At 57.0% G+C, this 19,551-nt stretch carries 22 protein-coding genes; 16 read left to right on the plus strand and 6 right to left on the minus strand.

Going from position 1 to position 19,551, the window contains the following annotated elements:
- Nucleotides 1–28: 28 nt before the first annotated feature.
- Nucleotides 29–772 carry a DeoR/GlpR family DNA-binding transcription regulator gene (locus tag BN1121_RS07330; RefSeq protein ID WP_005353064.1) on the minus strand — a complete coding sequence of 248 codons (744 nt, stop codon included), beginning with the start codon at nt 770–772 and terminating at the stop codon, nt 29–31.
- Nucleotides 773–1,050: 278 nt separating this feature from the next.
- Here BN1121_RS07330 and BN1121_RS07335 point away from each other — a divergent pair, with 278 nt between their 5' ends.
- Nucleotides 1,051–1,236, plus strand: a complete 186-nt coding sequence (locus tag BN1121_RS07335) for a hypothetical protein (RefSeq protein ID WP_005353066.1) — start codon at nt 1,051–1,053, stop codon at nt 1,234–1,236.
- Nucleotides 1,237–1,238: 2 nt separating this feature from the next.
- Here the strand turns inward: BN1121_RS07335 and BN1121_RS07340 are convergent, their stop codons facing one another.
- Nucleotides 1,239–2,426, minus strand: coding sequence for an HD-GYP domain-containing protein (locus tag BN1121_RS07340; protein WP_043157542.1), 1,188 nt, complete (start codon nt 2,424–2,426; stop codon nt 1,239–1,241).
- 156 nt (nt 2,427–2,582) lie between these two features.
- Between BN1121_RS07340 and rsuA the strand changes: the two genes are divergently transcribed.
- The gene (rsuA, locus tag BN1121_RS07345) at nt 2,583–3,275 is read left to right on the plus strand and encodes a 16S rRNA pseudouridine(516) synthase RsuA (protein WP_005353070.1); all 693 of its coding nucleotides are present in this window, start codon (nt 2,583–2,585) and stop codon (nt 3,273–3,275) included.
- A gap of 34 nt (nt 3,276–3,309) precedes the next feature.
- Here the strand turns inward: rsuA and BN1121_RS07350 are convergent, their stop codons facing one another.
- Nucleotides 3,310–4,200, minus strand: coding sequence for a DMT family transporter (locus BN1121_RS07350; protein WP_005353072.1), 891 nt, complete (start codon nt 4,198–4,200; stop codon nt 3,310–3,312).
- Nucleotides 4,201–4,332: 132 nt separating this feature from the next.
- On the opposite strand from BN1121_RS07350, the gene BN1121_RS07355 reads away from it, so the two are divergent.
- On the plus strand, nt 4,333–5,943 hold the full coding sequence (locus BN1121_RS07355; protein ID WP_407921502.1) for a peptide ABC transporter substrate-binding protein: 1,611 nt from the start codon (nt 4,333–4,335) through the stop codon (nt 5,941–5,943).
- Between the two features lie 10 nt (nt 5,944–5,953).
- A complete protein-coding gene (yfcE, locus tag BN1121_RS07360) occupies nt 5,954–6,499 on the plus strand; it encodes a phosphodiesterase (protein ID WP_005353076.1) in 546 nt (181 codons plus the stop codon).
- On the opposite strand, the gene BN1121_RS07365 is transcribed toward yfcE, so the two are convergent.
- The 3 genes from BN1121_RS07365 to flgA all read right to left on the minus strand — a co-directional run bounded on the left by BN1121_RS07365 (nt 6,500) and on the right by flgA (nt 7,949).
- Nucleotides 6,500–6,916, minus strand: a complete 417-nt coding sequence (locus BN1121_RS07365) for a flagella synthesis protein FlgN (protein WP_005353077.1) — start codon at nt 6,914–6,916, stop codon at nt 6,500–6,502. It lies immediately after the preceding gene.
- Nucleotides 6,913–7,236, minus strand: a complete 324-nt coding sequence (gene flgM / locus BN1121_RS07370; protein WP_005353079.1) for a flagellar biosynthesis anti-sigma factor FlgM — start codon at nt 7,234–7,236, stop codon at nt 6,913–6,915. Before flgM ends, BN1121_RS07365 begins: the two co-directional genes overlap by 4 nt.
- A 71-nt stretch (nt 7,237–7,307) precedes the next feature.
- Entirely contained in the window at nt 7,308–7,949 is a 642-nt protein-coding gene (gene flgA, locus BN1121_RS07375; RefSeq protein ID WP_231553016.1) for a flagellar basal body P-ring formation chaperone FlgA, read from the minus strand.
- Nucleotides 7,950–8,142: 193 nt separating this feature from the next.
- On the opposite strand from flgA, the gene BN1121_RS07380 reads away from it, so the two are divergent.
- The 12 genes from BN1121_RS07380 to flgK all read left to right on the plus strand — a co-directional run bounded on the left by BN1121_RS07380 (nt 8,143) and on the right by flgK (nt 19,551).
- Nucleotides 8,143–9,054, plus strand: coding sequence for a chemotaxis protein CheV (locus BN1121_RS07380; protein ID WP_005353084.1), 912 nt, complete (start codon nt 8,143–8,145; stop codon nt 9,052–9,054).
- Nucleotides 9,055–9,072: 18 nt separating this feature from the next.
- Nucleotides 9,073–9,897 carry a CheR family methyltransferase gene (locus BN1121_RS07385; RefSeq protein WP_043597525.1) on the plus strand — a complete coding sequence of 275 codons (825 nt, stop codon included), beginning with the start codon at nt 9,073–9,075 and terminating at the stop codon, nt 9,895–9,897.
- Between the two features lie 60 nt (nt 9,898–9,957).
- The gene (flgB, locus tag BN1121_RS07390; RefSeq protein ID WP_005353089.1) at nt 9,958–10,356 is read left to right on the plus strand and encodes a flagellar basal body rod protein FlgB; all 399 of its coding nucleotides are present in this window, start codon (nt 9,958–9,960) and stop codon (nt 10,354–10,356) included.
- Entirely contained in the window at nt 10,356–10,775 is a 420-nt protein-coding gene (gene flgC, locus BN1121_RS07395; protein WP_005353094.1) for a flagellar basal body rod protein FlgC, read from the plus strand. The genes flgB and flgC overlap by 1 nt, the downstream gene beginning before the upstream one ends.
- A gap of 11 nt (nt 10,776–10,786) precedes the next feature.
- Complete coding sequence (locus BN1121_RS07400; RefSeq protein ID WP_043157544.1) at nt 10,787–11,542, plus strand: flagellar hook assembly protein FlgD; 756 nt, start codon at nt 10,787–10,789, stop codon at nt 11,540–11,542.
- 34 nt (nt 11,543–11,576) lie between these two features.
- Nucleotides 11,577–12,986, plus strand: coding sequence for a flagellar hook protein FlgE (flgE, locus tag BN1121_RS07405; protein ID WP_005353098.1), 1,410 nt, complete (start codon nt 11,577–11,579; stop codon nt 12,984–12,986).
- A 139-nt stretch (nt 12,987–13,125) separates the two neighbouring features.
- The gene (locus BN1121_RS07410; RefSeq protein WP_005353101.1) at nt 13,126–13,872 is read left to right on the plus strand and encodes a flagellar basal body rod protein FlgF; all 747 of its coding nucleotides are present in this window, start codon (nt 13,126–13,128) and stop codon (nt 13,870–13,872) included.
- A gap of 14 nt (nt 13,873–13,886) precedes the next feature.
- Entirely contained in the window at nt 13,887–14,675 is a 789-nt protein-coding gene (gene flgG / locus BN1121_RS07415) for a flagellar basal-body rod protein FlgG (RefSeq protein ID WP_005353104.1), read from the plus strand.
- 13 nt (nt 14,676–14,688) lie between these two features.
- A complete protein-coding gene (gene flgH, locus BN1121_RS07420) occupies nt 14,689–15,360 on the plus strand; it encodes a flagellar basal body L-ring protein FlgH (RefSeq protein ID WP_005353105.1) in 672 nt (223 codons plus the stop codon).
- An 8-nt stretch (nt 15,361–15,368) separates the two neighbouring features.
- On the plus strand, nt 15,369–16,466 hold the full coding sequence (locus BN1121_RS07425) for a flagellar basal body P-ring protein FlgI (protein WP_005353107.1): 1,098 nt from the start codon (nt 15,369–15,371) through the stop codon (nt 16,464–16,466).
- A gap of 49 nt (nt 16,467–16,515) precedes the next feature.
- A complete protein-coding gene (gene flgJ, locus BN1121_RS07430) occupies nt 16,516–17,553 on the plus strand; it encodes a flagellar assembly peptidoglycan hydrolase FlgJ (RefSeq protein ID WP_005353110.1) in 1,038 nt (345 codons plus the stop codon).
- A gap of 3 nt (nt 17,554–17,556) precedes the next feature.
- On the plus strand, nt 17,557–19,551 hold the full coding sequence (gene flgK, locus BN1121_RS07435) for a flagellar hook-associated protein FlgK (RefSeq protein WP_005353111.1): 1,995 nt from the start codon (nt 17,557–17,559) through the stop codon (nt 19,549–19,551).

Genomic DNA, 19,551 nt, shown 5'->3' on the forward strand with positions numbered 1-19,551 from the left:
GGGGCCGGGGCGGCGTCAACCCCTGTCGTCAGGCGGGCACGAAATGGATCTGCACTCCGCGCTCGACGAGGGCGTCGTGCTGGCTCTGGGGCAGGGCGTCGTCGGTCACCAGTCGGTGGATGGGGCCGCCGCTCAGGGGGTGGGGCTGGGTCAGGCCGAACTTGCTGCTGTCGGTGATGACGATGTTCTCGACCCCCTTGGCCAGCACGGCGTTGACCACGTCGCAGCGCATGGCATCGCGGCTGGTGAAGCCGCTGTCCTGCTGGAAGCCGTCAACCCCGACGAAGGCCTTGGTAAAGTGCACCTGTTCGATGCAGATGCGGGTGAGGGGGCCGACCACGCTCTCGCTCTCGTGCTGGTAAAGGCCGCCGAGCAGTATCACCTGGGTATCGGTCTCCTTGAGCAGATGGGCGATATAGCTGCTCACCGTGATGATGGTGACCCGTTTGTGGTGGGCCAGGTGGCGAGCCAGCAGGGCGTTGGCGCTCCCCCCCTCGATGAAGACGGTCTCTCCCTCGACCACCAGTCGGGCGGCACGCTCGGCGAGGCGCTCCTTGAGCGGGTAGTTGATGCTGATGCGGGCATCGAGGGCATCGGTCTCGATGGCGATGGCAGAGCCATGCACGCGCTTGAGCAGTCCCAGCGTCTCAAGGGCATTGAGATCGCCCCGAATGGTCACCTCGGAGACGCCGGTATGACGAGCCAGCTCGGCCACGCTCATCTTGCGAGCCTGGTGGACCAGGGTAAGGATCTGTCGATGACGTGGAGGCATAGGGTCACTTGTTGTGGGTTGCTCATCATGGCGCGCGGGCGAGCGTCGTGGTGAGAAAGCCAGTCGGGGGCATCTTGGTTACCGGCGATGATATCACCCCATTCCGCTCACCGACACTGCCCGGAGGGAGGGGGCAAGTCGTCGCTCGCAGGGATGTTGAACCCCCAAGGTGGCCTGACAGGGTTGGAGAGGCGAGGGCGCTCACGCTTTGCCCGTGCCGTCCGGCAAGGAGGGGGCACGGCGACTACCCTTGGGGTAGAACCCGCGAGGAGAGCATCATGAGCGAGCACACACTACTGCCCCATGGGGAAGACTTGCGCCGTGCCATACGCAGGCTCAGTGAGCAGCATCGCTATGATGGCCGCGCCATCGAGGAGGCCAGTCAGCGCTTTTGCCTGTCCCCGCTGGATGAGGAGTTTTTGCTGCACCACTGGCTTCAGCCCGGCCACGGTGCCGAGCATTGAGTTCAGGGAATGAAGCGGTCTAGCACTATGTCGTAGTCTCTGGGCTCGACAACGGCCTCGATCGATTCGGTTGTGCCTGGCCGCGCCAGATCCAGCAGTTTTACCTCCAGATAATGACGGGCCGCCGCATGGTAGATCACCTTGACCAGAGGCTTTAGAGGCTCCTGGTGATTACGCTCTATCACAACGGCCAGCTTCTGGTTGGAGAGTTGTACCAGGGTTCCCACCGGATAGACGCCGAGACACTTGATAAACTTTTGCACCAGCTCCGCATCGAAATGGCTGCCCGCTCCCTTGAGCAGGATGCGAAACGCTTGGGTCGGTTGCATCCCGGCCTTGTAGACGCGATCCGCGGTGAGGGCGTCATAGACATCGACGATGCCGCTCATTCGACTGTACAAGGAGAGCTCATCTCCTTTTAGCTTCAACGGATAGCCACTGCCGTCCAGGCGTTCATGATGATTACCGGCGACCTCGAGCATGATGGGGGTGATCCCCGGCGTTTCCCCCAGAATCTCGCGGCTATGCACCACGTGGTGGCGCATCACGGCGAACTCCTCCTCGGTGAGTTTCCCCGGTTTATTGAGGATGGCGTCCGGGGTCATTATCTTGCCAACATCGTGCAGCAGGCCACCCAGCGTCAGCTCCTGCAAGGTGGCGCGCTCAAGCCCGAGGTAGCGACCGAAGTTGGCCAACAGAATGGCCACATTCATGGAGTGCTCCATCAGATAGGCATCCTTGGCCCGAATGCGGGCCAGGCAGAGCATGGCATCACCATGGGTAAACATGGTATCGACCATCTCCTCCGCGACCTGTGCCAGAGGCGCTATGTCGATCGGCTCTCCCTGCTTGAGCTGGCTGAGCAGCTTCACTTGCAGTGAACGCGCCTCTTTGTAGAGACGGCGTATGCGCAGTGTACCGGCCTCTTGATGGCGATCGCTGCGCGTGGCGTGGGGGGACGTGCTTGCCTCCTCCGGGGAGAGGCTCTCATCTTCGAGGCGGCTGCGTGAGAGATCGACCGTCACCTCGAGCACCCCTGAATTGATCAGGGCTTCGATCTGGGCGGGGTTGCGAACAAAGCCTCTGCTGGAGATCGTCTTGTTGCCGACCTGTCTCACTATGTCGACCACATACATGCCGGGGCGCAGGGTGGAGACGGGGAGCGTAATGAGTGAATTCGCACGGGTCATGGATGATGTCGCAGGGCGCGCCGTTCAATGAGATCACTGTGAAGAAGTTTAACATGATGCAATTGGCCGACGGCATTTATCCATCGCTGGCGTTGTTGTGGCCGCACCGTATAATGTTGGCCCTCTAATATAGCGACAAGACTCACGGGGAAGCTGATGCGGCTCGATAAATTTATCTGCGATTGTTCAGATTTGACGCGATCCCAGGCCGGTAAGATCATCCGCCAGGGGGAGGTCAAAGTCGATGGTGAGGTGATCAAGCAACCCGCCTTTCACATCGATGAGCAGAGCCTCATCGAGTTCGATGGCATCGAGCTGAGCCTGTGCCAGCGCCAGCGCTACTTCATGCTGCACAAACCGGAAGGCTACGTCTGCTCTAACGACGATCCGGATCATCCGACCGTCTTCTTCCTGATGGATGAACCCTCCATGGGCAAGCTGCATGTGGTGGGGCGCCTCGATCTCGACACCACAGGCCTGGTGCTGATCACCGATGATGGCCAGTGGTCCCATCGCATCACCTCGCCGCGCCACGAGTGTGCCAAAACCTACCACGTCTGGTTGGCCGACCCGATTGCTTCGGACACGGCCGAGCAGTTTGCCGAAGGGATCTTGCTTCGCTCCGAGAAAGAGAAGACCCGTCCCGCCGGGCTCGAGATCCTGGGTGAGTGCGAGGCGCGTCTGACCATCCACGAGGGCAAGTACCATCAGGTCAAGCGCATGTTCGCGGCAGTTGGCAACAAGGTGGTCGGTCTGCACCGTGAGCAGATTGGGGCTCTGCGCCTTGACGAGACACTGGCGCCGGGCGAATACCGGGAGTTGACGGACGACGAGATAGCCGCCTTCTGATGAACACGGCCCCGCATGCGGGGCCGTTTCGTTATCAGGTGCCGAGTACCAGGGCGATGCCGCCTGAGGTGAGCAGGGCTCCGAGCCATGCCGGCAACGCCGGACGCTGGCCGGTATGCCACCAGAGCAAGGGCAGCAACACCACAGGTGTCGTGGCCGACAGAATTGAGACCATACCCACATCGCCATAGCGCAGGGCAACCAGGATCAGGGTCATGCCCAGGGTCATGGCAAGAAAGCCGTTGAGGCTCACCAATCCCAATATCTCACGATTGATCGGATGGAGCGCCCTGGACATAGGCCAGCGTGTCAGTCGCAGCAGGCAATGGGCCAGCAGCGCGGCCAGCATGCGGGCCAGAGAGGCCGTCACCGGATCTATGGTCGGGTCGCTCATCACCGGCTTGGCGATAACGGCACTGGTACTCTGGCACAGGGCGGCGAGCAGACCGAGGCCGACCCCCACCCACAGGGAGCCACGCACCGCCTCCCACTCGTGCCCCTGACCACGGCGACCGAAGGTGATGGCGAGCCAGACACCGCACAGCACCAGGGCGGCCCCCCATAGTCGTGGGCCGGAGAGCATTTCGCTAAAGAGCCAGACGCCAAGCAGAGCCGAGAAGAGGGCGTGGCAGGAGAAGAGAAGACCCGTGCGACGAGGGCCTAACCGGTTCATACAGGCGAACTGGGCGGTATCGCCGATGAAGATACCAATAAGTCCCGAGAGGGCCAGCGTCGGCCAGGCAGAGAGCGGCAGATTTTGCCAGCCACCGGTCAGCAGGCTGCCGATCAACAGCATCAGGCTCACCATCAGCATGCGCCAGCGGCTGTAAGCAAAGGCGCCCAAGTGACGCGCCGGTTTGACCGAGATGAGGGCCGCAATGGCCCATAGGGTAGCTGCGACGAGGGCACACCACTCGTAACCCATAAAAAACTCCCGAAATATGTCCGAAAGACTCCCTCTTCGGCGCGAGGCCGCTACAATACGGCTCCGTCGTTGACAGAACAAGCGCCATCGTGGTGATTGACGCGACCAAGTGATGTGGTGAGAGGTAGTAAGGTGCGTAATTCCCGACTCTATGGACTGGTGTTATTGGTGGCCAGTCAGCTGCTGGCTGCCGAGCAGGTGGCGGTGCCGGCGCCCCAACCAGAGCGGCAGACTCTGGTCAGGGGAAATGGCGGGGAGCCTGACTCGCTCGATCCGGCGCAAGTACGCAATGGCTTCCCGGGTGAGGCCATCCTCACCGATCTGTTCGAGGGGTTAGTGGCAGAGGACGGCGAGGGGCAAATCGTCCCGGCTCAGGCACTGCGTTGGGAACAGAGTGATGATGGCTTGGTGTGGCGCTTCTTCCTGCGTCCCGAGTTGCGGTGGTCTAATGGCGAGCGCCTGACGGCCTCAGATTTTGTTTATGCCTGGCGTCGCCTCATCGATCCCGCGACAGCCTCTGCATCGGCCTCTCTTATGCTGGCAACGGGGATCAACAATGCGGCGGCCATCTATGGCGGAGCCCTCGAGCCGAAGGATCTTGGCGTCGACGCTGAGAGTGAGCTGGTGCTGCGAGTGACCCTGGAGCGCCCGGTGCCCTACCTGTTGCGGCTGTTGAGCCAACGCCCATTTGTGCCCATCAATGAGGAGGCGGTCGCGCGTTTTGGCAGGGCTTGGACCGAGCCGGGCCATATGGTGAGCAATGGCGCCTATCGATTGAGTGCCTGGATACCGGACGAGCGGATCGAGTTAACCCGTAATGGGGAATATTGGGATCATGCCAATACTCGTATCGAACAGGTGACCTATCTGCCGTTGCCCTCCCTCAATGCCGAGCGACTGGGATATGAGGCGGGAAAAATCCATATGACTCATGGGGTGCAATCTGAGTACTACTCGCGGATCCGCGAAGAGGCTCCCGACCGGCTCTGGGGGCTGCCACTCTTTGGTACCTATCTATACAGTTTTAACCTGAAGCGCCCCGAATTGGCCCGTGTGGAAGTGCGCAGGGCGCTCTCTCTGGCCATCGACAGGGAGGTCTTGACCCAGTATGTGGCGGGACAGGGAGAGCAGATAGCCTGGTCTGTCTTACCGGCGCAACCGGGCTATGCATCGATGGCCGATGCGGATGCCGCCTTACCCCGTGCCGAGCGGCTCAAACAGGCTGCTGAGTTGCTCAAACAGGCCGGCTTCGGGCCCGATCACCCTCTGCGTCTCTCCATCGCGTATAACACCTCGGAGCATCACAAGAAGCTGGCGGTGGCGGTTGCCGCCATGTGGAAGCCACTGGGGGTCGAAGTGGCGCTGCGTGACATGCAATGGAACGTCTATCAAGAGGCCAAGGCTGCCGGGGATTTCACCATAGCCCGAACCTTGGCCTTTGGTGACTACGTCGAGCCCTCTGCCTTGCTAAGTCTCTTTCGCTGCGGTGAGCAGCAAAATGAGAGTGGGTACTGCAATCGGGCCTATGACGCCCTGTTGGAGCAGGCCGTCAATACGCTCGACCTGACGGAGCGCACCCGACTCTACCAAGAGGCGGAGCGCAAATTGTTAGCGGATCAGCCGGTGATCCCGCTCTATCACTACAACCAGATGCGACTGGTGGATCCGGCCTTGCGCGGGCTGCCGACTCAAAACCTCAAGGGAGAGATCGCCACCAAGAGTCTCTATTTCATCACGCAGTGAGGTCATGCCGATGAAGATTGCATTGTTAGCGGACATTCATGGTTGTTTGCCGGCTCTCGAGGGGGTGATGGCTCAGCTTGAGCGGCTAAAGCCGGATCATATCGTGTTGCTTGGAGACCTACTCAATCATGGGCCTCGAAATGCGGTGCCCCAGGGGTATCAGCCTGCTGCGGTGGCGACTCGCCTCAACGAGTATGCCGAACTGATGATGGCGGTGCGCGGTAACTGCGATTCGGAGGTGGACCAGATGTTGTTGAGCTTCCCCTGCACCGCGCCTTACAGCCAGATGCTGGTGGACGGGCGGCGCTGGTTTGTGACCCATGGTCATCTCTATCGCCCCGATGAGGTGCCGATGCCGGCCGGCTCAGTCTATGTCAGCGGTCACACTCATGTACCTGTACTGGAGTCGGGGGAGAGCAAGGTGTTGCTAAACCCGGGGTCGATTACTTTTCCGCGGGGAGCGTGGCCTGCCAGTTTCGGCTGGTATGAGGAAGGCAAGATACAGATCCGCAATGCCGCTTCGGACGGGATCCTCGCCGAATTGGCGCTGGTATGATCAGGCTTTGATACCGCGAGAACGAGTTCCTGCGCGAGTATTACCCTTGGCATCATAAGTGAGGCTGCTGCGATCCCTGAGTTGGGTGAGCAGACCGGCGAGGCGGCGGTTGGCTGTGATGTTAAGCTCGAGCAGCTTGCCGTTGATATCGTTTTGTTCCTGACAGGCTTGTAACTGATCGGTCAGGTGACTGATCGCAGGCTGATAACATGCCAGCGCCGTCTTGATATCGGGTTGTGCCGCAATCTGCTGATCGATAGCCTGGATGTGGTTTGCTAGTTCCTGCTTGCGCTTGAGCAGGTCGGGAAGAGAAAGCGCCTGACGCTGCTCAAGGAGGCCCTGTTCCTCTTTGAGCAGCGTCAGCATATCTGCAAGATGGGTACTTTGAATATTCAGCAGAGAAGGCAGATCGTTCATCCGAGCAGCTTGTCCAGTTGACCTTCAAAGGAGGTCATCTTCTTGGCGACTCGTTGGCTATCGACCTGATATTCGCCGGCGGCGATTGCCTTCTTGAGGCTCTCGACGCGACTCTCATTGCCACTGGCCCCTGAAGAGAGACTCTTTTGCATCTGTTGTAACTGCTGTGCTTCGCTGGTCAGAGAGACCGAGTCTTGGCGTGCTGCGGTTGCACGGCTATCGCTCGCAACGCCGCTTCCTGCCTTGCTCGGTGCAGACTGGCTAGAGCCGCTGCCTTGCAGGCGACTGTTTGCCAAGTTGTTGATATTGTTGATAGCCATAATCTAATCCTTCGTCTGCTGAGTCTTGCTTACCCACTGTATCGGCGCTCGGAGCGCAACCTTTAGCAAAATTAATGCAGCATTATCTCCACCTGGCCAACGTCCTTCACCTTGGCCTTCACTTCGCGACCAGAATGCAGGTTGGTGACACGGATCATGTCTCCGAAGCTTCCATCTTGCAAGGCACTGACCATTGATTTTATTTGTAAATTTCCCGTTTGAGCAATCAGGGTGATCTGGTCGCCTTTACAGATTACGCAGAGTTGGCTGTTGCGTACAGGTTGCCCCGGGCGCAACTCGCGTTTGCTGCGGGTGCCAGAGAGCCTTGCTGGTTCGAGGGCGTAGTCACCGCGCAGCATCTGTTCGTCCTGATAGGCAATGGTCAATTTGTCGGCGGTCAGCAACTCCCCTTTCCCTATCACCTCGGTGACAGTGACAAAGGGTTTCTGGACAGAGACCCTGACGGGGAGATAGAGATCCCAGCCCGGTTGCTCGTCGCATTTCAGATAGACGGTGGTGTTGCGGCGCACCGTCATATTACCCGGTAGCGTGACAGAGAGATGATCCGGGCACTCGGTCAGGGGCAGGCGATTGTCGATGGGGCCGGCCTTGACGTCGACCCGGGCAGTGGGGGCACTCTCGAGGTTGCCCAGCACAAAGCCCTCGGCTGCGCTCTGCAGCCTACTGATGGTGGATTCCTCTACTTGTGCCATGGCGCAGGTCGGAATCAAGAGTAAGAACAAAAGCTTGCTAATCATTTGAAACAGCTGGCCGATAAAGAAATTGTTAACCCACATCAGATCAATTAACTATGCTTGCTCAAAGACGGGTAACTGAACTTTGACGCCAAGCAGTCTCAAATGCCCATGCATGAATGGTGCCAATGCTTTGTTAGGGGAGCTTCCTATGGCCAGTATTCTGGACTCGGTCAACCAGAGAACCCAGTTGGTGGGTCAGAACAGACTGGAGTTGCTGCTGTTTCGGCTGAATGGTCGTCAACGGTTCGGAATTAACGTATTCAAGGTTCGCGAAGTGTTGCAGTGTCCTCCGCTTACCGTGATGCCAAAAATCCATCACTGCATTCGCGGCGTTGCCCACATTCGGGGTCAGACCATCTCGGTCATCGATCTCAGCATGGCTACCGGTGGTCGGCCGATTGCTGATCTGACCAAGTGCTTCATGATCATTGCCGAGTACAACCGCTCGGTACAAGGTTTCCTGGTCAACTCCGTCGAACGCATCATTAATATGAACTGGGAGTCGATCCTGCCTCCTCCCAAGGGGGCGGGACGTATCAACTACATGACTGCCGTGACCGAGGTCGATGGAGAGTTGGTCGAGATACTCGATGTTGAAAAGATCCTCAACGAGATCTCGCCCATTTCCACCGATGTGAGCGAAGAGATCCGTGAGGCGAGCGCGGCGAATCCGCCAGCCGATCGTCCCGTGCTGGTGGCGGATGATTCTTCTGTGGCGCGCAAGCAGGTTCAGCGGGCCCTGGAGGCTATCGGTATGAAGTGTATCCTGGCCAAAGATGGCCGTGAGGCACTCGACATGCTGATCGACATGTCCAAACAGGGTCCCATCAGGGATCAGGTTGCGTTGGTTATCTCGGATATCGAGATGCCCGAGATGGATGGGTATACCTTCACGGCAGAGATCCGTAACAATCCTGCACTCAAGGATTTACATGTTATCCTGCACACATCCCTCAGTGGTGTATTCAACCAGGCTATGGTGCAGAAGGTCGGGGCTAACGATTTTATCGCCAAGTTCCAGCCCGACGTGTTGGCCAAAGCGGTTCAGAATGCACTCTAGACAAGAAGAAAGAACTGAATGAAGACACTGTCAGATGATGTATATAAACAGTTCAGTGCCTTTCTGGAGAGCCAGAGTGGTATTGTGCTGGGTGATAACAAGCAGTATCTGGTCAAGAGCCGCCTCTCCCCCCTGCTGAGTCAACATGGGGCTGCGAGTCTGGACGAATTGATCACGCGATCGATGAATATTCGTGAGCGTGACCTGAAGATGGCCGTAGTGGATGCCATGACGACCAACGAAACCCTGTGGTTTCGTGACACTTACCCCTTCCAGTTGTTGACTGAAAAGCTCTTTCCCGAGCTTGGTAAGAGTGGTCGTGTGGTCAAAATCTGGTCTGCGGCGTCATCGTCTGGTCAAGAGCCTTACTCGATTGCCATGACGGCCATTGAGCAACAGATGAAAAAACCGGGCACCCTGCCTGGTGGTGTGCAGATAGTGGGGACTGATATCTCTGCCTCTATGCTTAATCAGTGCAAAGAGGGCATTTATGACAGTCTGGCACTAGCGCGCGGGCTTTCCCCTGAACGCAAGAAGATGTTCTTCGAGCCCCATGGGGATAACAAGATGAGAGTGGCGGAGCGAGTCAGAAAATTGACATCTTTTCGCTACCTCAATCTCTTGGAAAGCTACAGCCTGCTCGGTAAGTTTGACATAATCTTTTGCCGAAATGTGCTTATCTACTTCTCTCCTGAGGTCAAATCCAAGATCCTCAATCAGTTTGCAGCCAGCTTGAATCCTGGCGGTTACCTGATGCTGGGAGCCTCCGAATCCCTGGCTGGTTTGACAGACCGCTTTGAGATGGTGCGCTGTAATCCCGGTATCGTCTATAAAGTCAAATAATCCCTTCGTGTAGATCTTGGCATGCCTCTTGCTGCTTCATGAGCAAGCAGGAGGTGTGTCATGGCCATATCGTTCGACAAGGCATTTGGAGTTCATCAATACACGCTGGGAGTTCGTTCCCGCCGTGCAGAGGTGATTGCCAGCAATATCGCCAATGCGGATACGCCGGGTTTCAAGGCCCGGGATCTCAACTTTGCCGAGGCGCTCAAAGAGGCCAAGTCGGGCCAGGGCTTCGCACTCTCGACGACAAATGAACGGCACATCCCGCTCTCGCTGGGCGGCGGCGCTGCGCTTCAATATCGTACGCCTCTGCAACCTGATACAGGTGATGGAAATACCGTCGATCTGCAGCAGGAGCGTAGTGACTACATGCAAAACAGCCTTGAGTACCAGACTTCGCTGGAATTTATGAACAGCAAGATCACGGGACTGCTCAAGGCATTGAAGGGAGAGCAGTGATGAGCCTGTTCAAAGTCTTTGATATCGCTGGCTCTGCCATGAGCGCCCAGTCGGTGCGCCTCAATACGGTTGCCAGCAACATGGCCAACGCAGACAGCGTGAGCTCCAGTGTCGACAAAACTTACCGGGCCCGTCGGCCAATTTTTGCCGCTCAGCTGGAGCAGGCCATGTCTGATAAACAGTCCTCGGTCGGGGTGAACATCAAGGGAATCGTGGAGAGCGATGCGCCTCTGCTCAAGGAGTTCAACCCCAACCATCCGTTGGCAGATAAAGACGGCTTTATCTACAAGCCCAACGTCAACATGGTTGAGGAGATGACCGATATGATCAGCGCCTCACGCAGCTATCAGACGAATGTGCAGGTCGCTGATGCAGCGAAGAAGATGCTGCAGCAGACCCTAAGCATGGGGAAGGGCTAAGGTAGGTCACCATGTCTGACATTAATAATATGTATTGGGGCAGCAACAGCGCTGCCAACACCAAGACTTCTACGACCAGCAGTAATGTCCCGCTTGGTACCAAGAGTAATGGTACGACGGCGAAGAAAGAGCTCGATCAAGCCGATTTTATGAAGCTTCTGACCATGCAGCTCTCTTATCAGGATCCGTTCAAGCCGGTCGACAACTCCCAGATGCTGGCTCAGATGACCTCAATGTCGACCAACGATGGGATTAACAAGCTGACGGCACAGATGACGGGGCTTAACTCGATCATGACCTCAAGCCAGGCGCTGCAAGCATCTGCTCTGGTGGGCCAGAGTGTGTTGACCGCCGGTAACTCTGGCGCGCTTGAGCAAGGGGGGCAAGTCTCAGGTGTCATCGCCGCCGGCGACAAGGCCAGCGGCATCAAGGTACAGGTTGAAAACGAGCGAGGCGAGTTGGTCCGTGAGTTTGTGCTCAATGGAGAGCTCAAAGGCAATGTACCGTTCACTTGGGATGGAAAGATGACCAATGGTGAGTTGGCTCCCTCCGGCAAGTACACCTTCAAGTCCATTGGCACAGTGAACGAACAGAAACAGGCACTGCCGGCCTTGGCTTATGCCAATGTCGAAAGTGTGACACTAGGGACGGCGACCTCACCGACCCTGGTCAAACTCAAAGGGGTGGGCTCTGTCTATCTGAGCGATATCCTCGAGATAGCAGGCAGTAATAGCAACAGCAGCACCCCTTCCAAGGGCCCCGCGTGACTGTTTGATCATCTTTCATTGAAGGAGAGAGACAATGTCCTTTAATAATGCACTCAGTGGTGTCAACGCCGCGCAGAAAGACCTGAACGTAACCGCGAATAACATCTCCAACGTCAATACCATTGGCTTTAAGGAGTCGCGGGCCGAGTTTGCCGATGTTTATGCCAACTCCATCTTCGTGAACTCCAAAACCCAGGTGGGTAATGGTGTCACCACAGGGGCAGTGGCACAGCAGTTCCAGCAAGGTGCGTTGAAGTTCACCGAAAACTCGCTGGATCTGGCGATTCAGGGGAACGGTTTCTTCGTGTTGTCAGACTCCCAGAGCAATCTGGATCGTACCTTTACCAGGGCCGGGGCATTCAAGCTCGATGCCAACAGCTACATCGTCAACAACCAAGGCAAGTATCTGCAGGGTTATGAAATCAATGACGATGGCACGCCCAAGGCCGTGAGCCTCAATGCGACCAAGCCTATTCAAATCCCGGATAAGGCCGGTCAACCGGTAAAAACCACCTTGATTGAAGAGGGGTTCAATTTACCCGGTAATGCCAAGCCACTCGCCGCCGGAACCGGTGCGGCAGATGCATCGAAATTTAATCCGAAAGACTCTAAAACATACACAGCCTCCACATCCATCACCGTGTATGACTCGTTAGGGACTCCCCATACCATCACCCAGTATTTTATGAAGGAAGCGGATCCTGCTGATACTACTAAACCTGCCAATCCGACCATGTGGCGGATGTACCTCTATGAGGGAGACCAGCCGATCGATATTGTGGGTGGTGCGGCAACAACCATGGCCACAACCACCCCGGCGCTTGCTCAAGCACCATTGTCCGCACGTCTGGAGTTTGATCCGAACGGTAATCTAGCTTCGGTAACACCCACCACAATTATGACGGAAAAGTTTGGTATCCCGACTGTGGGTACTCCACCGCCGGCTCCGACGCCTGGCACTGCTGACGGGGCTGGCATCGTGCAAAACGGAGCGGACACGACCCAGCAAGTTGAGATCCGATTTGGCACCATGACATCCTACACGGGGGATTTTGAGGTCAATAACCTGAAGCAAGATGGCTCAACCGTGGGGCGCTTGACCAAGGTAGAAATCACGCCAGATGGCATTGTCTCGGCAACCTACAGCAACGCGACGACTGTCAAGGTGGCTATGGTGGCCATGGCCAAGTTTGCCAACTCGCAGGGGCTCAGCCAGATCGGCGACACCTCATGGCAGCAGTCGTTGCTCTCCGGTGAAGGGCTGCCCGGTTTACCCAATACCGGGACCTTTGGCTCGGTCCGTTCGGCTGCGTTGGAGCAATCCAACGTGGATCTGACGACGCAACTGGTGAATCTCATCACGGCGCAACGTAACTTCCAGGCCAACTCCCGTGCGCTGGAAGTGAACAGTACCCTGCAGCAGACCATACTGCAGATCCGCTGATCGTCATAGAACTGACACCAAGGGCGCGAGAGCGCCCTTTTTTTATTTTAAAATCATTGCTTTATATTCAATTAAATTAGTTGGCATCACTTCTGCATGGTTGTTGGTAACTAAGTGATCTCTGCCAGTGAGGAGTGCCATGGATCATCTGCTCTATATCGCCATGTCAGGGGCCAAGGAGAACATGAACAGCCTGGCCGTGCGAAGCAACAACCTGGCCAACGCCAATACCGTGGGCTTCAAGTCCGACTTCGAGCAGGCGCGCAGCATGCAAGCCTTCGGTGACGGATTGCCGACACGGGTCTTTGCCAAGACAGAGCGCCCGGGTCAGAACCTGGAGCATGGCATGCTGATGACCACGGGACGGGATCTCGACGTGGCCCTCGATGGGCCCGGTTGGCTGGCTGTGCAGGATCCCAAAGGGGGTGAGGCCTTCACCCGCATGGGCAATCTGCAGCTGAGCCCGACCGGCAATCTGCAGACCTCTACCGGACTCAATGTGGTCGATGATGCCGGCAATCCCATCGTCTTGCCGCTGCCGCTCGAGAAGATCGAGATCAACCGAGATGGCACGATCAATGCGCGTCCCGAAGGTGCCGCGCCCAACCTCTCTGAGGATTTTCAGCGGATCAAGCTGGTGCGTCCAGCCACCGATGCGGTTGAGAAAGGAGAGGATGGCCTGTTTCGTCGCAAAGATGGCGCCAAGGAGCCGGCTTCAGCCAGTGTCGGGTTGATCGCCGGTTCGCTTGAGGGGAGCAACGTCAATGTGGTCGATGAGATGACCAACCTGATCCGTCTACAACGCCAGTTCGAGACCCAGATCAAGATGATGAAGACGGCAGAAGAGAACGACGAAGCGCAAACCCAGCTGCTGCGTGTCAGTTAACCAAGGAGTACACCATGAATCCTGCACTCTGGATCAGCAAGACCGGGCTGGATGCTCAGCAGGTCAATATCAGCGTCACCTCCAACAACCTGGCGAACGCCAGCACTGTGGGTTACAAGAAGGGACGAGCCATCTTCGAAGATCTGCTCTACCAGAACATCAACCAACCGGGGGGGCGCTCCTCGGCCGACACTACCCTGCCTTCAGGCCTGATGCTGGGCGCAGGTGCCAAGGTCGTCGCAACCCAGAAGAACCATGGGCAGGGCAACGTGCAGACGACCGACAACGCCTTGGATCTGATGGTCAGTGGCCGGGGTTACTTCGAGGTACAACTGCCCGATGGCAGCTCTGCCTATACCCGTAACGGTCAGTTCACCCTCAACGAAGAGGGGACCATAGTGACCCCAGGTAACGGCTATCGCCTGCAGCCCGAGATCCAGGTTCCTGAAAATGCCCAGAGCGTGACGGTGGGCAGCGATGGCCAGGTGTCGGTGAAGCTGGCCGGGGATGGTCAGAGTCAGGTAGTGGGCCAGATCAACATCAGTGACTTCGTCAACCCCAGTGGTCTGCAACCCATGGGTGAGAACCTCTTCCTCGAGACTCAGGCCAGTGGTGCGCCCATCCAGGGAACAGCAGGGGCCGATGGCCTCGGAGTCATCAAACAGGGGATGCTGGAGAGTTCCAACGTCAACGTGACCGAAGAGCTGGTCAACCTGATCCAGGCTCAACGAGTCTATGAGATGAACTCCAAGGTGATCTCCGCTGTGGACTCGATGATGTCTTATCTGACCCAAAGGTTGTAATGGGAGTCCTATCATGAAAGCCGTATGGATGCTCGGGTGCCTGCTGCTCGCCGGCTGTACCTCAACCCCCAATACTCCTAAGCCGGACGATCCCGGATTTGCCCCCGTCTATCCGGAAGGGGAGCCGGTTTCCGTGCGGCCCACGGGGGCCATCTTCCAGCCGGATCAGGTCAATAGCATTTACTCGGACATCAAGGCGCACAAGGTAGGGGATCTCATTACCATCGAGCTCATCGAGTCGACCTCTGCCTCCAAGAAGGCCAACACCCAGTCGGGCAAGGATAACCAGTTCAATCTGGACCCCCTCAAGCTGGGCGGGCTACCGGTTACTGCCGGTGCTTACGATCTCTCGGCCTCTGCCGGCCAGAATGCCGCCTTCAAGGGGCAGGCAAAGGCGGATCAAAGCAATAGCCTGCAGGGCAACATCTCGGTGAGTGTCTACAAGGTACTGCCCAACGGTAACCTCATGGTTCGCGGGGAGAAATGGATCATGCTCAACAACGGTAACGAGTATATCCGCATCACTGGCGTCATACGCCCGGAGGATGTCACGTCCGATAACTCGGTCTCCTCCCAGCGGGTTGCCAATGCTCGTATCTATTACGGCGGTACCGGCGATCTTGCCAATTCCCAGGAGCAGGGTTGGCTCACGAGTTTCTTTAATGGCCCCTGGTGGCCCCTGTAGGAGGCAGTATGCGTCTACATCAATTCATCATGTTGGGCCTGTGGCTGGTGCTTCCGTTAAGTGCCCAGGCCACTCGTATCAAAGACATCACTACGGTTGAAGGGGTGCGTAACAACCAGTTGCTCGGTTATGGCCTAGTGGTCGGTTTGCCCGGTACCGGCGAGAAGAACAACGCCTTCACCGAGCAGACCTTTCGGACCATGCTCAACAACTTTGGCATCAAGGTTCCCGATAACCTCAAGCCCAAGATCAAGGATGTGGCCCCGGTAGCGGTCCATGCCGATCTGCCCGCGTTTGCCAAACCGGGGCAGACCATCGACATCACGGTATCGGCCATCGGTGAGGCGAAAAGCCTGCGGGGCGGCACCCTGCTTCAGACCTTCCTGAAAGGATTGGATGGACGCGTCTATGCGGTCGCACAGGGGAGTTTGGTGGTTGGCGGCCTGGGCGCAGAAGGTGCGGATGGCTCCAAGGTGGTGATCAATACGCCGACCGTGGGACGCATCGCCAATGGTGCGACGGTGGAGCGCGAGGTCCCCAACGCCTTCAGTCATGGTGACACCATCACCTTCAACCTGATGCGCGCCGACTTTACTACGGCTCGTCGAGTTTCCGACGCCATCAATGCGTTGGTTGGTCCCAATACGGCGCAGCCCTTGGATGCCACCTCGGTGAAGGTTTATGCCCCTCGGGATCCGGCGCAGCGAGTCTCTTATCTCTCGACGCTGGAAAACCTGGAAGTGGACCCTGCCGATGAGGCGGCGAAGATCATTGTCAACTCTCGCACCGGTACCATCGTCATTGGTAAAGAGGTTCGTCTTAAGCCCGCCGCCATCAGTCATGGTGGTCTGACGGTGACCATTGCCGAAAATCAGCAGGTCTCCCAACCCAACCCATTGGCAGGTGGACAGACGACGGTGACCAATAACTCCACCATCAATGTGCAGCAGCAAGATGGACGCATGTTCAAGCTCGACACGGGGGCGACCCTGGATGATTTGGTGCGGGCGGTAAACCAGGTTGGTGTGGCCCCGGGTGACTTGATGGCCATTCTGGAAGCGCTGCAACAGGCAGGGGCTATTCAGGGCGAGCTGGTGATTCTGTAACGAGTGGGTGGCAAGCGGTTGCCACCGGCGGCAAGAAGTGAGGCATACCATGGCAGGCATCGATAACCAAGGGGTCAATCTGGGTTTGGTGCAGGATGTACAGAACCTGGACAAGCTGCGTCAGCTGAGCAACAGCAGTCAGGGGCAGGAGCAAGCGCTGCGTGCCGCCGCCGGGCAGTTCGAGGCTATCTTCAGCCAGACCCTGTTTCAAGGAATGCGTCAGGCGGGGGCCGCACTGACCCAAGACAACCCGATGAACAGCAGCTATACCCAGTTTTATGAGGGGATGCTCGATCAGCAGAGGGTGGCCGACATGGCCAGCAAGGGAGGGCTCGGTATTGCCGACATGGTGGTGCGTCAGCTATCCCCCAAGACATTTCGTCACAACGATGGCCGGACCTTGCGAATGCCGGAGCGTACCGAACAGATCTATAAGCCTTATGCGGTGCATCTTGAAGAGCAAAAAAAGCTGGCGGAAAAACTTGGCAAAGATTTTGCTGAAAAAGACGGTAAAGGCGATGTCGCCAAGGAGCATCCCTTGCGATTCACCCCTCCTGTGGGGAAGACCGAGGAAGGCAAGGCGGTTGCTTCAGGCTCACCACGTTTCGATTCGCCAGCCGAATTTGTCAGCCGTCTGATGCCAATGGCGAAAAAAGCTGCGGCAAAACTGGGTTTAAGTCCAGCGGTGCTGGTAGCCCAGGCAGCGCTTGAGAGTGGGTGGGGTAAGCGGGTGATCCGCAATGGGGATGGCGAGGTGACGCATAACCTGTTCGGTATTAAGGCCGATCCCCGTTGGGAAGGCCCCAAGGCGGTGGTCAGTACGCTGGAATATGAGAAGGGGACTCCCTCAAGGCAGAAGGCCGCGTTTCGTTCTTATGAATCGTTTGAGGAGAGCTTCAACGATTATGTTGATTTCCTCACATCGGGAAGCCGCTATCGTGGCGCCCTGGCCAAGGCGGATAGCCCGGAGCGCTACTTTGAGGCACTGCAGGCGGCCGGTTATGCCACCGACCCCCACTATGCTCACAAGTTAAAACAGGTTCTGCGCAGTGATGCCATAACCCAGTACACGGAAACGGAGTCGTGATTCATGCCCTACGATCTACTCGGTATCGGGACCTCAGGGGTTCTGGCGCACCAGAAGCTGTTACAAACGACCAGTAACAACGTCGTCAATGTCAACAGTCAGGGCTATGTGCGCGAGCGTACCTTGTTGTCGACCAATGCACTGGGATATGGCGTCGGTGATTCGATCACAGAACGTGTCATCAATCAGTATGTGCTCGGTGAATATCGTCGGGACACCTCGGCCCTAGGCTATGCCAATGCCCGATTTGACCAGCTTAACTACACAGATAACCTGTTGAGCGACAAATCGAACAGCGTAGGTGTCACCATCATGTCGTACTTCAACAGTATCCATAGTGCTAACGAGTCGCCCTCTGAGCTGGCGGCACGTACACGGGTGCTGACTGAGATGGACACCATGGTCAGTCGCTACAATAACCTCTCTACCCGTCTCGACAAGCAGAGCGGGGCCATCAATAACCGTATCGATGATGCGGCAGTCAGACTCAATGGGTTGATCAGCAGTGTCCATGAACTTAACCAGGCCATCATCAAGACCCGCGGTACTCAGGAAGAGAACCTGATGCTCAATGACCAGCGGGATGAGGCGATTCGTCAGCTGTCAGAGATGGTGGATATTCGTACGGTGGATTTGGGTAACGGCGCCTTGGCGGTGAATCTGGTCAATGGTCAATCTCTGGTGTTAGCCGGCAGCCACGCCAATATCTCGGTCGTGTCAGGAGATCCTGAAACCCAAATGACGCGATTACAGTGGAGTCTGGGGAGTAATAGCAATTATCTGGATACCCGCATCATGGGTGGCTCGGTCGGAGGGCTGTTCCAGGCCAGGGCTGATCTGGAGCCGACAAAACGAGAGCTGGGCCAGTTAGCCGTCGCCATGGCGGACGCCATGAACCAACAGAACCACAGAGGATTGGATCTGGATAACCAAATTGGCGGCGATCTCTTCAGTTTGCCGCAATCTGATGGAGTTGCCTACAAGACCAATACAGGGAGTGCCGAGGGGAAAGTATCGTTTGTTCCTGGAAAAGGTGGCGAAGTCACCCCCTATGATTATGAGGTCCGGTTTAGTAGCGCGACCAACTATGAGGTCTTCGCCATCGATGAAGAGGGCAACGAGACTTCGGCATTCACCGGCAGTGGAGTGCCCGGGGTTGCCGCGATCCCCGGTCATGGCATCGAATTATCTCTGACAGGTGTCCCCGTGGCTGGTGACAAGATCCTCTTCCAGCCTACCAAGCAAGCGGCAGGAGCATTAGAGAAACTGATCAATCGTGCAGAAGATCTGGCGCTGGCTTCTCCCCTCAAAGCCGATCGATCGGCGCAGAATCTAGGCAATGGCAAGATTTCTCTCACCGGGATTTATAACACCGGGACCGGCTCCGGATTCGGTACCAACACCTTGTCTGCCACGGCCCCTCAGGTCATCAAGATAAATGGTACTGGCGATTATGAGGTATACCAAGCGGATGGTGCCACCTTAATAGGCACTGCACCGGCTGCGACCAAGGGGGAGAACATCTTGGCCAATCTTGAGAACCCGCCTGGAACCAAGGTGTATCCAGACCCGACTCAAGCTCCTGGTTATGAGTTCAGCATCATAGGCACGGTGAAGGACAAAGACAGTTTCAAGTTGTCCTATAACACAGATGGGTTTGCCGATAACACCAATGGGGTGCGCCTGGCTAACTTGCAGACCCAGGATCTGGTGCGTAAAGAGACCAGCACCTCCAGTGATGACAAGATGACACTGTCGGAGGCCTACACTGCCATCGTGGTTGACGTCGGTAACAAGACCAGCACGGCCAAGACCTATGTGCAGGCAGCAACGGGTAAATTAGAGCAGACTTTTGCACTTCACGAGAGTGCCTCAGGAGTCAATCTGGAGGAGGAAGCGGCAAATCTCGTCCGTTTCCAGCAGGCCTACGCCGCTTCTGCACAGGTGGTGAGCACGGCAAAGACGATCTTCGATACTCTGCTCTCATCGGTGAGGTAA

Source organism: Aeromonas diversa CDC 2478-85 (assembly GCF_000819805.1).
Classification (GTDB): Bacteria; Pseudomonadota; Gammaproteobacteria; order Enterobacterales; family Aeromonadaceae; genus Aeromonas; species Aeromonas diversa.

What these genes read in the sequence shown, in the direction of transcription:
- BN1121_RS07330 (WP_005353064.1), bottom strand. Translation starts at nt 772, where the DNA reads ATGCCTCCACGTCATCGACAGATCCTTACCCTGGTCCACCAGGCTCGC.
- BN1121_RS07335 (WP_005353066.1), top strand. Translation starts at nt 1,051, where the DNA reads ATGAGCGAGCACACACTACTGCCCCATGGGGAAGACTTGCGCCGTGCC.
- BN1121_RS07340 (WP_043157542.1), bottom strand. Translation starts at nt 2,426, where the DNA reads ATGACCCGTGCGAATTCACTCATTACGCTCCCCGTCTCCACCCTGCGC.
- rsuA (WP_005353070.1), top strand. Translation starts at nt 2,583, where the DNA reads ATGCGGCTCGATAAATTTATCTGCGATTGTTCAGATTTGACGCGATCC.
- BN1121_RS07350 (WP_005353072.1), bottom strand. Translation starts at nt 4,200, where the DNA reads ATGGGTTACGAGTGGTGTGCCCTCGTCGCAGCTACCCTATGGGCCATT.
- yfcE (WP_005353076.1), top strand. Translation starts at nt 5,954, where the DNA reads ATGAAGATTGCATTGTTAGCGGACATTCATGGTTGTTTGCCGGCTCTC.
- BN1121_RS07365 (WP_005353077.1), bottom strand. Translation starts at nt 6,916, where the DNA reads ATGAACGATCTGCCTTCTCTGCTGAATATTCAAAGTACCCATCTTGCA.
- flgM (WP_005353079.1), bottom strand. Translation starts at nt 7,236, where the DNA reads ATGGCTATCAACAATATCAACAACTTGGCAAACAGTCGCCTGCAAGGC.
- flgA (WP_231553016.1), bottom strand. Translation starts at nt 7,949, where the DNA reads ATGGCACAAGTAGAGGAATCCACCATCAGTAGGCTGCAGAGCGCAGCC.
- BN1121_RS07380 (WP_005353084.1), top strand. Translation starts at nt 8,143, where the DNA reads ATGGCCAGTATTCTGGACTCGGTCAACCAGAGAACCCAGTTGGTGGGT.
- BN1121_RS07385 (WP_043597525.1), top strand. Translation starts at nt 9,073, where the DNA reads ATGAAGACACTGTCAGATGATGTATATAAACAGTTCAGTGCCTTTCTG.
- flgB (WP_005353089.1), top strand. Translation starts at nt 9,958, where the DNA reads ATGGCCATATCGTTCGACAAGGCATTTGGAGTTCATCAATACACGCTG.
- flgC (WP_005353094.1), top strand. Translation starts at nt 10,356, where the DNA reads ATGAGCCTGTTCAAAGTCTTTGATATCGCTGGCTCTGCCATGAGCGCC.
- BN1121_RS07400 (WP_043157544.1), top strand. Translation starts at nt 10,787, where the DNA reads ATGTCTGACATTAATAATATGTATTGGGGCAGCAACAGCGCTGCCAAC.
- flgE (WP_005353098.1), top strand. Translation starts at nt 11,577, where the DNA reads ATGTCCTTTAATAATGCACTCAGTGGTGTCAACGCCGCGCAGAAAGAC.
- BN1121_RS07410 (WP_005353101.1), top strand. Translation starts at nt 13,126, where the DNA reads ATGGATCATCTGCTCTATATCGCCATGTCAGGGGCCAAGGAGAACATG.
- flgG (WP_005353104.1), top strand. Translation starts at nt 13,887, where the DNA reads ATGAATCCTGCACTCTGGATCAGCAAGACCGGGCTGGATGCTCAGCAG.
- flgH (WP_005353105.1), top strand. Translation starts at nt 14,689, where the DNA reads ATGAAAGCCGTATGGATGCTCGGGTGCCTGCTGCTCGCCGGCTGTACC.
- BN1121_RS07425 (WP_005353107.1), top strand. Translation starts at nt 15,369, where the DNA reads ATGCGTCTACATCAATTCATCATGTTGGGCCTGTGGCTGGTGCTTCCG.
- flgJ (WP_005353110.1), top strand. Translation starts at nt 16,516, where the DNA reads ATGGCAGGCATCGATAACCAAGGGGTCAATCTGGGTTTGGTGCAGGAT.
- flgK (WP_005353111.1), top strand. Translation starts at nt 17,557, where the DNA reads ATGCCCTACGATCTACTCGGTATCGGGACCTCAGGGGTTCTGGCGCAC.